At 61.7% G+C, this 14404-nt stretch carries 12 protein-coding genes and 1 riboswitch; of the genes, 9 read left to right on the forward strand and 3 right to left on the reverse strand.

Going from position 1 to position 14404, the window contains the following annotated elements:
* Positions 1-74 precede the first annotated feature (74 nt).
* From DSOUD_RS15065 to DSOUD_RS15085, 5 genes are all read left to right on the forward strand, one after another.
* Positions 75-2039, forward strand: coding sequence for a cache domain-containing protein (locus DSOUD_RS15065; protein ID WP_053551782.1), 1965 nt, complete (start codon positions 75-77; stop codon positions 2037-2039).
* A 17-nt stretch (positions 2040-2056) separates the two neighbouring features.
* Positions 2057-3424 carry a sigma-54-dependent transcriptional regulator gene (locus DSOUD_RS15070; protein ID WP_053551783.1) on the forward strand — a complete coding sequence of 456 codons (1368 nt, stop codon included), beginning with the start codon at positions 2057-2059 and terminating at the stop codon, positions 3422-3424.
* A gap of 390 nt (positions 3425-3814) precedes the next feature.
* Positions 3815-4447 carry an acetate uptake transporter gene (locus DSOUD_RS15075; protein ID WP_053551784.1) on the forward strand — a complete coding sequence of 211 codons (633 nt, stop codon included), beginning with the start codon at positions 3815-3817 and terminating at the stop codon, positions 4445-4447.
* Positions 4448-4508: 61 nt separating this feature from the next.
* Positions 4509-4889 (forward strand): hypothetical protein, encoded by a 381-nt coding sequence (locus DSOUD_RS15080; protein WP_053551785.1) that lies wholly within the window; start codon positions 4509-4511, stop codon positions 4887-4889.
* A 172-nt stretch (positions 4890-5061) separates the two neighbouring features.
* Entirely contained in the window at positions 5062-6954 is a 1893-nt protein-coding gene (locus tag DSOUD_RS15085) for a rhomboid family intramembrane serine protease (protein ID WP_053551786.1), read from the forward strand.
* Positions 6955-7090: 136 nt separating this feature from the next.
* Here DSOUD_RS15085 and DSOUD_RS15090 read toward each other — a convergent pair whose 3' ends face one another.
* The 3 genes from DSOUD_RS15090 to DSOUD_RS15100 all read right to left on the reverse strand — a co-directional run bounded on the left by DSOUD_RS15090 (position 7091) and on the right by DSOUD_RS15100 (position 11370).
* Complete coding sequence (locus DSOUD_RS15090) at positions 7091-8743, reverse strand: L-lactate MFS transporter (protein ID WP_279330583.1); 1653 nt, start codon at positions 8741-8743, stop codon at positions 7091-7093.
* A 469-nt stretch (positions 8744-9212) separates the two neighbouring features.
* Positions 9213-10448: a cytochrome-c peroxidase gene (locus DSOUD_RS15095; protein WP_053551787.1), complete on the reverse strand. Its 1236-nt coding sequence runs from the start codon at positions 10446-10448 to the stop codon at positions 9213-9215.
* A gap of 123 nt (positions 10449-10571) precedes the next feature.
* Positions 10572-10649: riboswitch (cyclic di-GMP riboswitch) on the reverse strand.
* A 157-nt stretch (positions 10650-10806) separates the two neighbouring features.
* A complete protein-coding gene (locus DSOUD_RS15100; RefSeq protein ID WP_053551788.1) occupies positions 10807-11370 on the reverse strand; it encodes an elongation factor P in 564 nt (187 codons plus the stop codon).
* Positions 11371-11561: 191 nt separating this feature from the next.
* Between DSOUD_RS15100 and efp the strand changes: the two genes are divergently transcribed.
* From efp to DSOUD_RS15120, 4 genes are all read left to right on the forward strand, one after another.
* Complete coding sequence (efp, locus tag DSOUD_RS15105) at positions 11562-12125, forward strand: elongation factor P (RefSeq protein ID WP_053551789.1); 564 nt, start codon at positions 11562-11564, stop codon at positions 12123-12125.
* Between the two features lie 7 nt (positions 12126-12132).
* Positions 12133-13044, forward strand: a complete 912-nt coding sequence (gene epmA, locus DSOUD_RS15110) for an EF-P lysine aminoacylase EpmA (protein ID WP_053551790.1) — start codon at positions 12133-12135, stop codon at positions 13042-13044.
* A 132-nt stretch (positions 13045-13176) separates the two neighbouring features.
* Positions 13177-13968, forward strand: a complete 792-nt coding sequence (locus tag DSOUD_RS15115; protein ID WP_053551791.1) for a J domain-containing protein — start codon at positions 13177-13179, stop codon at positions 13966-13968.
* Between the two features lie 136 nt (positions 13969-14104).
* The gene (locus DSOUD_RS15120) at positions 14105-14374 is read left to right on the forward strand and encodes a cytochrome c3 family protein (protein ID WP_053551792.1); all 270 of its coding nucleotides are present in this window, start codon (positions 14105-14107) and stop codon (positions 14372-14374) included.
* Positions 14375-14404 lie beyond the last annotated feature (30 nt).

Here is a 14404-nt window from a genome sequence, read left to right on the forward strand (position 1 = left end):
ACATCCCCGTAGCGTATACACGATAATTTCAGATTTAGACGAGGTCCCGAGACTGCCTGCGGACCAGGGATGCCATGAGCCGCTACCGCCGTTTGTTCAAAAATTTCAGTCTCCGCTCCAAGATGCTGGTTCTGGTCCTCCCCCTGGTGGTGGTGCCGATCATCGTCGTCGGCAGCGTCATCGGCTTCATTTCCACCCAGCAGGCCTACCGGGGGATCACCCAGACGAGCAAGGCCGACCTGGAGCACATGGCGACCTTCACCACCGACCTCCTCAACTCCCACTATCAGCAATTTCAGGTTTACAAGGAAGACAAGCAGAAGAGCTTCATCAAGGGGCTGACCTCCATGGTCGGAATGGCCACCGACCTGGTGGAGGTCGAATACAACCAGCAGAAAAAAGGGCGGCTCTCCATGGCCGCCGCCAAGGCCGAGGCAAAAAAAGCGCTCAAGAGGGTCAACGTCGGCGACACCGGCTACATTTTCGCCATGACCAGCAAGGGAGATCTGGAAATCCACGTCGCCCAGGAAGGGGAGAACATTCTCGATGCCCAGGACGAAAACGGCCGCCATTTCATCCGCGAAATCGTCTCCTCGGCCCTGAAATCCCGCCCCGGCGAGGTCCTCTACATCATCTATCCCTGGCGCAACGCCGCCCTCGGCGACTCTTCGCCGCGCAAGAAGATCGCCGCCTACCGTTACTTCAAGGAGTGGGACTGGATCATCGCCGCCAGCGGCTACCTCGAGGAGACCTACGAGGACAACGCCTTCGAACGCAACGCCTTTGCCGACCTCAAGGCGCGGATCCAGGAAAAAAAGGTCGGCCAGACCGGCTACATCTACACCATGGACTCAAGGGGAACCTTCACCATCCACCCCGATGCCGAAGGGCGCAACCTCATCGACGCCAGGGACGCCGAAGGAAATTCCTTCCTCCGGCAGATGTGCCGGGAGAAAGACGGCTGGATCCGTTACCCCTGGCAGAACCCCGGCGACCCGGCACCGCGGATGAAGATTGTAAGGTACACCTATTTCGCCCCCTGGGACTGGATCGTCGCCGTCGGCTCCTACGAGGATGAGTTCTACCACGAGGCGAACCTCATCAAGGGGCAGACCTTCCTGAGCATGCTCGCCCTGACGATCCTCGCCTGTGCCGTTTCGGTGATCCTCGTCTCCCTGGCCGCCAAGATCTTTACCGACCCGATTCAGCGGATGATCGCCGTGATCCGCCAGGTCAAGCAGGGACGCCTCGACCGGCAGATGGTCATCGAGGGGAACGACGAACTCGGCGAACTGGCGGCGACCTTCAACCGCATGACGGAAATCATCAAACGCAACCGGGAGATGGAATCGACCCTCGCCCAGCAGGGGAAGATGGCCTCTCTCGGGGTCCTCTCTTCGGGGGTGGCCCACGAAATCAACAACCCCCTCGGGGTGATCCTCGGCTACGCCGGCTATCTGGAAAAAAAGATCCCGCCGGAAGATCCCAACTACGCCTTCATCCATGAGATCAAGCGCGAGAGCAAACGGTGCAAGAAGATCGTCCAGGACCTCCTCAGCTACGCCCGCACCCCCAATCCGGTCCTCGAGGCGACGGACATCAACGAGCTCCTCGGCCAGATCGTCGACTTCGCCGCCAACCACACCGATCTCTATTTCGTCACCATGGTGCGAAACTTCTCCCCTGACCTGCCGGAAGTCATGGTCGATGCCGACCAGCTCCGCCAGGTGGCGATCAATCTGATCCTCAACGCCGGCGCGGCAATGCCGGAAGGGGGGGAAATCGAGGTGGCCACCGCCCTGAACGACGACGGCCGGCTGCGCATCACCATCGCCGACAACGGCGCCGGCATCCCGGCGGAGAACCTGGAAAAGATCTTCGAACCCTTTTTCACCACCAAGGCCCGGGGAACGGGACTCGGCCTGGCGATCACCAAGCAGATCATCGACCTCCATCAGGGACGGATCTCCATCGACAGCACCGTCGGTCAGGGGACGATGGTCACCATCGTGCTGCCGCTGAAACGGGAAGAATACTGAAAGCGACGGAAAAAGATATGGCACCGAAAAAAATCATGATCATCGACAACGAGGAGGGGCTGTGCCGGATGATGGAGGCGGTCCTCATGGACAACGGCTACGCCGTGCGCTCCTTCACCGACCCTCTGGACGCCGTCAGCACCTTCCGCCCCGGCACCTGGGACCTGGTCATCAGCGACATCAAGATGCCTGGGATCGACGGCCTCGAGGTGCTGCAGCGCCTCAAGGAGGCCGAGCCGGGGATCCCGGTCATCATGATCACCGCCTACGCCACCGTCGAGATGTCGATCCAGGCCCTGCGCAAGGGGGCCTACGACATGCTGACCAAGCCCTTCGAACCCGATGAGCTCCTCTACCGGGTCAAGAACGCGCTCAACCACAACCAGCTCCTGGCCGAAAATCGCGAACTGCGCCAGGAACTGGCCGGCAAATTCAACTTCGGCAACATCATTGGCGCCTCGCCCGCCCTCAAGGCCCTTCTCGACAAGGTGGAAAAGGTGGCGATCCGCGACACCTCGGTGCTGATCACCGGCGAATCGGGGACCGGCAAGGAGCTCATCGCCCAGGCGATCCATTACAATTCGCCGCGCCGCGACAAGCGCTTCGTCGCCATCAACTGCGGCGCCCTTCCCGAGTCGATCCTCGAGAGCGAACTCTTCGGCTACAAGAAGGGGGCCTTCACCGGTGCCGCCGAGGACCGCATGGGGCTCATCGAGGCCGCCGACGGCGGAACCCTCTTTCTCGACGAGGTCGGCAACCTGCCGATGAACGTGCAGAAGACCCTGCTGCGTTTCCTCCAGGAGCGGGAATTTCTCCGCATCGGCGACAATAAACCGACACGGGTCGACGTGCGGATCATCTCGGCGACCAACTCGGAACTCCTGGCCGAGGTCGAGCGGGGAACCTTCCGCGAAGACCTCTATTACCGCTTCAATGTCGTCAACCTTCACCTCCCCCCCCTGCGGGAACGCCGGGAGGATATCCCGCTCATCGCCGCCCATTTCATCGCCCTGCAAAACCAGGAGTTCGGAACCCGCATCAAGGGGCTCTCTCCCGAGGCCGCCCGCGCCGCCGCCGCCTTTGCCTGGCCCGGCAACATCCGCCAGCTCAAGAACGTCATCGAGGCTTGCATGACCCTCGAGGGGGGAGAGACCATTGCCCTCGGCACCCTGGCCCAGTTCATCGAGGTCGACGGCTTCGAGACCGGAGCCGGTGACGACGACTATACCAGCGCCCTGGCCCGCTTCGAGATCGAGTACCTGCGGGACCTGCTGCAGAAGCGGGGCGGCAATATCGACGAGGTCGCCCGGGTGGCCGGGATGAACATGGCCACCGTCTATCGCAAGCTCAAGAAATACGGACTCAAAAAGGGGGATGTGCTGTAATTGTCATCGCATTCCTGCAAATAACCCGGATCCTTTTTGCAGATCTGCAAAAAGGTGTTCTGAAACATCTCCTCTTTACAAGACGCCGTTTTTGTTAAATATTTTAATGGCTAGACTCCGCGCCGCCCGACACCGACCGTCCCGGGCGGCGCCCCATTCCCCCCCGGCCTTTTGCATCACTGCGAAAAACCTCCCCACTCTCCCCGCCGATTCTCCCCTCCGAAAGCCGCAAAAGCCGCCAATACACCCGCATGGCGGGATCCGTCGAAAAGTTGGTACGGCGATTGCGTATACAATTGGCCAGGTACTCCTGTTCGCGGATGAGGCCGGGTCGTTGAGGGACGGCCCTGCCTCATCCACTCCATTTTCCATCAGACCCGGGAGGACGTCATGACCGCCGACAATGCACCCCCTGTCATCTCCTCCGCCCCCGGGGAAAATGCCGCTCCCCCCGCCCCCCTGGGACTCCTGACGCTCGGACTGACGACGATCCTCCTCGGCCTGGGGAAAAGCGGCCTGGTCGCCATCGACAATCAGGTCCTCGCCTTCGCCATCTTCTACGCCGGACTCTTTCAAGTCATCGTCGGCATCAGCGAGCACAAACGGCAGAAAAGTTTCGGCGCCATCGCCTTCACCTCCCTCGGCCTCTTCTGGCTCTCGCTTCTGGCCCTGACGATCTTTCCCGCCCTCGGCTGGGGGGGAGAACCCAAGGCCGCCAACATGGTCGCCTATCTGACCATGTGGGGACTCTTTGCCGCCATCCTCTTTCTTGCCACCTTCCGCCTCAACCGCGTCCTGCAGGGGGTCTTCGGGTCCCTGATGGCCTTCTTCCTCCTCTTGGCCATGGCCGCCTCGTCCGGAAACCCGGTCTTCACCCTCTTCGCCGGGTACGCCGGGATGATCTGCGGATCCCTGGCTCTCTATGCCGGTGTGGCCCAGCGCCTCAACGAGAGGGCCGGACGCACCGTCGCCCCCCTGGGGACCTGGAAGGGGGCGACCCGCCCCGCCGACCGTCCGCTTTAACTCTTGACATTGAATTCAAAAAGGGTTTTATTTTAGGCAGAAACGGACCAGGGAGGAGCGTTTGAACAGCAAACTCAGCCAGCAGATGACCATCCTCGGCCTGTGCGCCATGGTCTTTTACGCCGTCATGCTCGCCACCGGGGTCCTCTCCACCGAGGTCATGCCCCAGTTTGTCGTCTCCGCCGTCCTCTTTCTCTCCTCCGGCCGTTTCATGCGCAAGGCCGCCCGCAGTCTCCCCGAACGGGAACGCAAGGAGAAACAAAAAAGCCGGACCTCCGAAGCCGATTGGCCCTGGCTGGCGGCCATCGTCAACTGGATTTTCGCCCTGGGGATCCTCGCCGGCATGGCGATCTGGGTCATGACGCCCATCGGCGTCTCCTTCCTCGAGGCGCTGCAGCACACCCTGGCCCACGAGCAGTTCTTCGCCGGGGCGGTCCCCTGACCCTTCCGCACCTTCAACCCGACACCGGCCGCCACTGATCTTCAGGGGCGGCCTTTTTTTCGCCCTCCTCCCGACCCCCTCCCCCTTCAGCAAAATCCCTTGCCTCGTCCCCCAGGGTGCTGTTATAAAGTATTAATTTTTTTGGGCCGGGGAGCCGGGAGGGGGAAAAGAAATGCAGGAGCCACGTTACCGCATCGTTTTTCGCGGTCAGATCGCCTTCGGCTTTGACCGGGACGAGGTCCGGGACAATCTGAAAAATCTCTGCCGCTTTGACGAGGGGAGGGTCGAGCGCCTTTTCTCCGGCGGCGGGGTACTCAAGTCTGATCTCGACGCTGTCACGGCCGGCAAATACCTGGCTGCCCTCGAGCGCACCGGGGCTCTCTGCACCCTCGAACCCCTTCCCGCGCCGACTCCGCAGGCGGCGGCCGTCGCCAAGGCGCCTGCGGCAACGCTGCATTGTCCCCACTGCCACAGGGAGCAGCCGCCGGGGACCGAATGCCGCCACTGCGGCATAGTCTTCGAGCGTTATCTCCAGGTTCAGGCCCGCAAAGCGGCCATGGCCGCCGAGAAGGGGAGTCAACCAGACCGGGGAGTCGAGGCCTCGACGCTGCCGGCTGACGCCCCTCTCCTTGAGCGGATCGCCGATTATCTTTGCCGGCATCGGGAGCGGGCCTTCGTTCTCAAAGCCTTCGGGGTCATCGCCGCCATCCTCCTCCTCAAGTCCTTTCTCAGCGGCATCTTTTTCCTCATCCTCTTCCTCTTCTTCCCTCTCGGCTTTCTCTTCTATGTGCGCGCGGAGGCCGCCAGCACAGGACAGAGCCCCACGGCGGTCCTCGCCCAGCACATCACCCTGATGCCGATAATGTACGCCGAAGGGGAGCGCAAGAAGGAAGGGGTCAGCTGGCTGACCTACACCCTGATTTTGCTCAACGTCCTGGTCTTTTACGGTTACGAAATCCACGCCGACATCGAATTTCTCTCCGACAACCTCGTCTTTCTCCCCCACGCCCCCAACCTCTGGAACGTTCCGGTGAGCGCGGTGACCGCACTCTTTCTCCACGCCGGCAACGGTCACCTCTGGGGGAACATGCTTTTTCTCTGGGCCGTGGGGACCGTCGTCGAGCGCCGCATCGGATTCCGCCGCTTAGGGGCCTTCTACCTCCTTTCCGGGCTCATGGCCGGGTTACTGTCGGTGGTGGTGGCCCGCACCTTTCTCGGCGAAACGGCTCACGGCCTCGGCGCCTCGGGGGCCATCTCCGGGATCATGGGGGTTTTTGCGGTGCGCTGCTATTTCAAGAGCATGGTCTTCCCCCTGCCGATTCTCGGCATCTTCTCCCTGATCCTCCCCATCAGCCTCAAGGTGCGCCTCAACTCCCTGGTGATCATCGGCCTTTTCTTCCTCTCCGACCTCAGCGGCGGCCTCGGCCAGCTCACCGGGAGCAACGCCTCGAACATCGGTCACTGGGCGCACATCGGCGGCATGCTCTGCGGCATCGCACTGGCCTCCCTCTTCCGCCTCGGCGACGAAGCGGTGGAGGAGCGCCACATGGAGATCGGCGCCCAGGCCCTGGCCGGCGGCAAGGTCTCCCTCGCCGCCGGCGAGGAGTCCCTGCGCCTGACCTTACGCCAGAACCCCCGCAACACGGAGGCACTCCTCCTGCTCGCCCGCATCCGGAGCAAGCACCAGACCTCGGAGGAGGGGCGGGACCTCTATCGCAGGGCCATCCCCGAACTCCTCCGGGTCAACCCGAAGGAGGCGGCCAGCGTGTTTCGGGAGTATTATCAAAAATACCTGCAGGGGGTCGAAACCGCGGCCCAGTACCGTCTCGCCGGGATATTCTACCAGGAGGGGGACCTGGAACTGGCCTACCGGTGCATCGAGGGGGTCCTCCAAGATCCGGAAACGACGTCCGAAGTCCGTCAGCGTGCCCTCTTCCAAAGCGCAAGAATTCTTGAGGAGCAGGGCTTAACGGACTCTGCTGCCGCCTGTTATCGGCGGATCATCGAAGAATTCCCCACCTCCCCCCACCTGGACAGGGCCCGGGTTCGCCTTGCTTCAGCCTGAACAGGCCCGGCCTCGGCCATCGGCTCCCGGAACACCAGTCCAATTTTTTGCCAGGCCCCCCTCCATAAAAAAAAGCGGCCCCGTCAAAGACGGGGCCGCATTCCATTTCAGAAGGCTCAAAACAAGAGGTTTTCGTCTAGCGATTGATTTCCTGCAGGGCGAGATCTTCCTCGTCGTAGGCACCGACGGTGACCGTTTCCTCAACGGCCACGGCCGCCTTCCGGGTGCGCAGCGTCAGGGACATCATGGCGCCGACCAGCAGCATGACGCCGGCGACGGCAAAGGAGGCGGTGTCTGCGCCGGTCTTGACCTTGAGCATCTCGGCGACCCGAACGAGGAGGAGACCGCCGAGCCCCCAGGCCGAAAAGAGGATCCCGTAGTTCATGCCGAAGTTCTTCATCCCCCAGTAGTCCTTGGCAAAGGAGGGGAAGAGGGCGAGATTGGTGCCGTAGTTGAAGACCATAAAAGTCACCAGCAGTCCCACCAGGAAGGGGTTCCCCTTGCCGGAGAGACCGGGGATGGCGACGAACATCAGCACAGCCTGGAAGACGAGCATGAAGGTCAGGGTGTTGGCGCGACCGAGCTTGTCGGAAACGACGCCGGCCACCAGGCGGCCTGCGGCGTTGCCGACGGCCATGATCGCCACCACCAGAAAGGCCATCTCTCCCATGCTCGCCTTGGCCAGCCCCTTGGCGGAGCCGATGACCATCAGGCCGGCGCCGGCGCCGATGAAATAGCAAAGCCACAGGGTGTAGAACTTGGCGTCGGTGAAGAGCTTCGAGGGGGAGACGTCGACGACGGCCTTGGCCGGAGTCTTCTTGGCAAGGCTGGCGGCGTCGCCAGCAACATAGCCGGCGGGAGGATTGGAAATCAGCAGCGCCAGGCTGCAGACGACCAGGGCAAAGGCGATGCCGAAGACCATCATGGCCTTTTGCAGGCCGTAGGCGCCGAGGAGGTAGGTTGCCAGGGGGGCGATGTAGACCGAGGCGAGACCGAATCCGGAGACGACGATCCCGGCGATCAGGCCGGTCTTGGCCGGAGTAAACCACTTCAGAGACGGCGGGGTCGCCGCCGAGTAGCCGAAGCCCATGCCGCCGCCGGCGAGAACGCCGAAGCCGACGACCCAGGCCCAGTAACTGGTGGTCTGGGAGATCCACATGAATCCGCTGCCGACCAGGAGTCCGCCGATGATGCAGGTAATTTTCGGTCCGAATTTATCCTGCAGCTTGCCGGCGACGATCATCGCCACGGCGAAAAAGAGGCAGCAGACCGCATAGGGGTCGTTGATCGAGGCCGGATCCCAGGTGAAGGCGCCGGGGCCGCCGGCCTTGATCGAATCGGAGATGGCCGACTTGAAAATACTCCAGGCATAGAGAATACCGAGGGCCAGATTGATACCGGTCCCGGCCAGGACGACGGTCCATCCCTTGTTTTTCATCGTTTCCTTGCTCATGTTCTCCTCCTTTGGGATTTGGTAGTTCGGATCGTAATTCGCGCTTATGTTTCGCATCTGAAACGGCAGTGGCCATTTGTTCCGGAAGGGGATCGCTATCGGCTTGCGGGCCCGGGCCGAGGGGGGCGCGGCTTCGCGGTGGCGGGGGGGCGTTCGGGGGAGCGCCACCGCCGCCTGCAGGAGCTCGGGGCAGCGGTCCGTCAACTCATGATATTTGGTGCAGGTGTTATAACGGCAGCTGCAGTAGGTCGAGATCGTCTTGGCGTCGTGGGCCGAGATGTATCCGGAGCCGACGTCACAGTAATCTTCGCTTTTTCCGTAAAATGGGCAGACCATGGATGATTTCCATTTCGAGAGCAGGGAATCGCGCCGCAAATATCTGACCGACTTGCCTATTCCCTAGAGCAATGGGCATACCAATGTTTTAAAATTTCTTTTGCCACCTGTTTTCCCCTTTACTTTCGGTATATTACCCAACAGGCTGGACGGGAAACCGCCTCAGGGAAAAAGATATGGATTTGCATTTATGCAAATCCATCCGCCCCCCCTTCTGGCCATCGAGGCCCGTCCGCAGACCGGGGTTTTAAAGAGGGAAACGGCTCCGGACCAGGATTCGGCCGGGATTGGCGGGGGCAGGACGTATACGACAAACAGAGTTTTGCATCCCTGCGAGGAGGTAAGCAGCCCCTTTCGCAGTCTTGCAAATAGGCGGCGGGGACCGTGAACCGAGGGGGGGGGAAAAAAAGAACGGCCCTTCCGGGGGGGAAGGGCCGTCTCGTTCAGGGCCTGAAGGGACAGGCCGGTGTCAGGGGAAGGGAGGGAAGGGGAAAGGCGAAGTCACGGGTTGGGGGAGGAAACCGTCGCTCAGGGTGAGAAGAAAGGCCACCAGGTCATCCTCCTGGGCCCCGCTCAGATGCAGGTCGCCGAGTTCCACCCGATTCACGTTCATGGGGACTTCCGGCGCCGGCCACATCCCGGGGATCCCCGCCGTGTTGTAGAAGTTTACGATCTCCTTGAGGGTCGCAAAATAGCCGTTGTGCCCGTAGGGGGCGGTCAGGGCGATGTTCCGCAGGGTCGAAACCTTGAATTTTCCGGCCTGACTCGCCGAAACCAGGGCGCCGTCCGGGCCGGCCACTGGGTCGTAGGCGGCGATCTCGGGACGGGCGCCGAGGCCGTAATCGATGGGATTGCCGGCGAGAAGGGGGTTGGTGCTCTTGGGAATCCCCAGGTTGTCATAGGTGAAATCGGTGAAGAGGGGGGGCATCAGGGTGAGGCCGTCGGGGGCAAGAGTTGCGACGCTGAGATGACAGAGATTGCACTTCCCCTTGCCGTTGAAGAGTTTCATCCCTTTCTCTTCCGTCGGAGTCATCGTATAGAGACCGGCCAGCCAGGCATCGTACTTGGAGGTGAAGGCGTTCACCAGATACGATTTTTCAAAATCGCCGATGGCCGTGGCCAGCAGCTCGTAGACCCTGTCGATTTCCAGGGGGGTGAGAAGATCGAGGTTCGACAGGTCAACGCCATAGACGGCGGCAAACCCCGCCAGGTAGGCGGTCCAGTTCGGGTTGGCCGGTACTGCGGCCGCAGAATTGGAACGGAGGGCCAGCAGAACCGCTTGCTTGTTCGGCATCGCCATCTCGACGGGATTCAAAAAGGGTCCCATGGCCTGAGCGGTGAGGGTCCCGGCCCGGCCGTCCCAGAATTGCCCGCCGGCAAACAACCCGAGGCCGCCGTTCCACTGAAAAAGGGGACCGAAGGCGGCATAGGCGGCCGTCGGTGCGTTGCGTCCGCCGAAGAGTCCGGCGACCGAACCCTCGGAGACGGGGAGGGCCGCGGGATTGGCGGCATTCCGGGGATCGGCGAAGCCCGGCGGCAGATGGCAGCTGGCGCAGGCCTGATTGGCATTGAGGGAAAGATAGGCGTCAAAATAGAGGAGCTCCCCCAGCTGCTGACTCGGCGTCAGGGCGGCGACGGCAGGGACGGCGATCAAGATCCCGCCCAGCAGGGCCAGGAATACGGTTTTTTTGAATCGACTGAACATGAAGACCTCCTGAAAGATGGTGTGAATTCTGGCGATTCTCCTGCATAACCTCCAGTTCTGAAACCGGCCCCTCACCTCCTTTCCTGCGCAGTAGAAACCAACGGCCGAGCCCGGGAGTTCACCTTCCGCAGCTCGGCCGTCTTCCCTGGAAGACCCGTTGCTTTCCGTCCCCCCCTCGCGGCGGGTTTGGCTCTGATAATTGTTTAATTAGGCTGTATCAATACGTAGCCGCCCACCCCCCTCCTGTCAAGCCGGGACCGTCCCTTTTTTTTCAATCGGGCAAAAAAAATCGCCGCCCCTTCCGGGGCGGCGATGACAATCCATTATTTTTTGTGCCTCGGTTCTTCCCCTGGCTCCCTCAGGCGCGGGAGACGAAGCGGCCGTCCCGGGTGTCGACCTTGATCCGTTCACCGGACTCGAGATAACCGGGGACCTGGATGCACAGCCCCGTCTCCAGAACCGCCTCCTTGGTCTGGGCGGTAGCGGTGGCGTTCCTGATGGCCGGAGCGGTCTCGGTGACGACGAGTTCGACGATGTTGGCGGCGTCGACGCTTACCACCCTCCCCTGGAAAACGCCGAGCTGCACCTCGGCCCCCTCGAGAAGAAAACCCTGTACCGGCTCGAAGAGCTCGGCATCGAGTTCGTACTGTTCGTAATTTTCCAGATCCATGAAGACCCCTCCATCGCCGGAGGGATAGAGGAACTGCCCCTTGCGCCGCTCGAAATCGGCCTCGTCGACCTTGTCACCGGCCTTGAAGGCTTTTTCCAGGACCTGCCCGGTGAGAAGGTTGCGATACTTGGTCTTGACCAGGGTCGATCCGCCGCGGGCGGAGGGGGACTGGGTCGTATAATCGAGAATGAGACAGGGCGCGCTCTCGAGCTGGATGACAAGTCCGCGCTTGAAGTCGGCGGTGGTGATCATGGTTTGCTCCTTTGACAACGAAGATGGCCAATTTTTTTGGGAATGTAGCACAATCGGGCGGGGAAAGACAATCGCTGCGCCCGGAAATTTTCAGTGACAAGCTGCGAAGAATTGTGATTTAATTCCCCCTTGTCCCCACTCCGCCATTTTTTCCATCGACCATAGATGACGCACCCGAAGGAGACTCACCCATGTACAGCTGTGCCGACCTGAAGAAGGGCCTTAAACTGATGATCGACGGCGAACCCCACTACATCGTCGCTTTCGACTTCACCAAGCCGGGGAAGGGGCAGGCCCTCTACAAATGCAAACTGCGCAATATGATCACCGGCTCTCTCTTCGACCGCACCTACCGCTCCGGGGAGAGTTTTGAACCGGCGGCCCTCGAGGATCGCGACATGCAGTACCTCTACCAGGACGAGTCGGGGTACGTCTTCATGGACAACAAAAACTACGAACAGGTCACCCTCGACGAGAAAACCCTCGGCGACGAGAAGTACTTTCTGCGCGACAACATGGATGTGAAGATCCTCCTCTTCAACGGTCGCGGCATTGGCATCACCCTCCCCAACTTCGTCAACCTGCGCGTCACCGAGGCCGATCCCTGGGTCAAAGGGGATACCGCCGCCGGGAACAATAAGCCGGTCACCACCGAAAGCGGCTACACCCTGGCAGTCCCCCCCTTCGTCGAAGCCGGCGACCTCATCCAGATCGACACCCGCACCGGCGATTACGTCACCCGCGTCAAGGAATAATTTCACCATGGAGCCGAACTGGGCCCTGGCCCGCAAACGGCCCAAACTCGAAGAGCGGGCCCGGATCATACAGTCGATCCGGGCCTTTTTCATCGCCCGGAACTACCTCGAAGTGGAAACGCCCCACCGCCTCCCCGGCAACGCCCCCGAAGAGCACATCGATCCCGTCCCTTCCCTGCCCTGGTTTCTCCACACCTCGCCGGAACTGGGCATGAAGCGCCTGCTGGCGGCAGGGTACGAGCGGATCTTCCAGATCTGCCGCTGCTGGCGGCAGGGGGAACGGGGGCGCCGGCACCTCCCCGAATACACCATGCTCGAATGGTACCGGGCCGGGTGCGACTACCGGTCCCTGATGGAGGAGTGCGAAGACCTCCTGGGCGCCCTGGTCCCCGGTCTCCGGCTGACCCTCGGGGGGAGGAGCGTCGACCTTTCTCCCCCCTGGGAGCGCCTCACCGTCGCCGAAGCCTTTGCCCGCCATGCGGATCTGACGCCCCAGCAGGCCCTGGCCAGCGGACGTTTCGATGAGATCATCGCCCTGCAGATCGAACCCTGCCTCGGCCGGATGCGCCCGACCTTTCTCACCGAATACCCCTCTGCCTGCGCCGCCCTGGCCCGCCTCAAACCGGGAAACCCCCAGGTCGCCGAACGTTTCGAACTCTATGTCGCCGGCATCGAACTGGCCAACGCCTTCTCCGAACTCACCGACCCGGTCGAGCAGCGGCGGCGCTTCGAGGAAGAGGAGGAGCGGCGGCGCGCCGCCGGCAAGCCGTCCGTCCCCCTGCCGGAAAAATTTCTCGCCGAACTCGAGACCCTCCCGGCCGCCGCCGGAATCGCCCTCGGCGTCGACCGTCTGGTCATGCTCCTGTGCGACGTCCAAACCATTGACGAAGTGGTGGCGTTTACCCCGGAAGATCTGTAGAATACCGTCACAAGGGTCGCGGCGGGGGGGCGTCTTTTTTATAGGCTCCCTCGCCTCCCCGGAATTTTTCCCTGGCCTCAGAAATGACCACTGGCAGGCGTTCCTTCCCAACTTCCCGGGCAGTCCTCTCCCATGCAGCCAAAATCAAACATTTCCGAATCCGCGCTCCTCGACGCCTGCCGAATCCTCTTCGGGACGAAGATCGACCTGAGCAGCCAGTTCCTCGCCTACCTGCAGCCTGCAGGAGCCAAGTCGGCCTACCGGGAAAAGGCGAAAAAAAATCATCCCGACCTCTTCGCCGACTCCCCCCCCGGCGTCCGTCGCCGGCAGTCGGAACTTTTCCAGGAAATCCATGGCGCCTACAAACTCCTGGCCTCCTATCTCGACCAGCGCAACCGCCCCGGCCCCCCGCCGACACGCCCCGCCGGCGGCGAGGAAAGAACGGCCAAGGATTCCGGGCCGTACCGCAGGGGAACGGGAGGTCCGCCCCATCTTCCCAGGCAGCACCTCGAGTTCGGGCTCTTCCTCTATTACCGGGGACTTATCGCCTATCCCGATCTCATCGCCGCTCTCCTCTGGCAGCGTCGGCAACGTCCCAACCTCGGCGCCCTCGCCAAGCGCTGGGGGTGGCTCGACGACCAGAAGATCCAGGCGACTCTCCAGCACCGGGGCTCCGGCAACCGTTTCGGCACCCGCGCCCTGCAGCTCGGCTTTCTCACCGGCATTCAACTCCAGGCCCTCCTCCGCTACCAGCAGACGCTGCACAAGAAATTCGGCCAGTATTTTGTCGAACAGGGGATCCTGAAGGCGGCGGACATCGACCGGCTGGCCGAAGATTTAGACAAGCACAACCAGGGGATCGCAGTCACCAACCGGTATCGGTCAGCCGCCACCGGCGGCCCGACCCCCTTCCGGGGGCGCTGAATCTCCTCCCAACCGCCCCCCTGCCCCGTTCCTTCCCGACCGTACCTCTCCGCCTTTTTACCTTGACAATATCTCATTACATTTTATATATTGTGCGAGCTTTTTAACTCTCAACTTTCGAGGAGGCAAAAAACAAATGAAAAAACTGCTTGTTGTCCTGATGCTGGTCGCTTTCGCCGCCACCCCTGCCCTGGCCGCCGACACCGTCGTTCTCAAAGCGAAAAACGGCGACGTCACCTTCAATCACAAGGTCCACAGCGAGTCGATGGAGTGCAAGACCTGCCACGGCGAAGGGACCCCCGGCAAGATCGAACTCGACAAGGATTCGGCCCACGCCCTGTGCAAGGACTGCCACAAGACCAAGGGCGCCGGCCCCACCAAGTGCGGCGACTGCCACAAGAAGTAATCACCGCAGGACCCCCAAGGGTTTCCTTCG

The sequence above is a fragment of the Desulfuromonas soudanensis genome (genome assembly GCF_001278055.1).
Taxonomy (GTDB): domain Bacteria; phylum Desulfobacterota; class Desulfuromonadia; order Desulfuromonadales; family WTL; genus Deferrimonas; species Deferrimonas soudanensis.